Raw genomic sequence first — 416 nt, 5'->3', positions numbered from 1 at the left:
TCAGCCAATGGCGTCGTACCGACAGCCAGACCAGCTGAATCCACATTACCTTTCAGTACATCAAAACCTTTAGCTGCAACGGTACGTGCATTGCCATTAACCGCTTCACCAGCGGCCGTTGATGTATCCAAGGCCGTTTTGAAGGCTGCGTTAGAGGCGGTCAATGCAGTATTGGCAGTACCGACAGCGGTAGTGGCGGTATCAAATGCGGTTTTAGCTGTTGCGGTTGCAGCAACATCACCCGCTACGCCAGATGCATCAGAGATTGCTTTCGCAGCCAGATAAGCGCTGTTTTTCGCCGCAGCGTCAGCCGTTTTGGTATCAAAGTCGGTTTTTTTCGTCGTTACATCAGTTTGGGCAGTACCCAGCGCTGTAGTCGTTTTGAATTGGTAAGTGTTGACAGTATCGCCAGAAAC

The 416-nt window shown here is 50.7% G+C and carries 1 pseudogene; it reads right to left on the bottom strand.

Features of this window, described 5'->3' with window-relative positions:
• Positions 1–416, bottom strand: a pseudogene (locus ACQ4OC_RS19635) (hypothetical protein); the annotation flags it as partial.

This window comes from Yersinia sp. J1 (genome assembly GCF_050586585.1).
In the GTDB taxonomy this organism is placed as follows: Bacteria; Pseudomonadota; Gammaproteobacteria; order Enterobacterales; family Enterobacteriaceae; genus Yersinia; species Yersinia entomophaga.
Note: the sequence above shows the minus strand (reverse complement) of the source record. Positions and strands in the feature narration are given on the sequence as shown.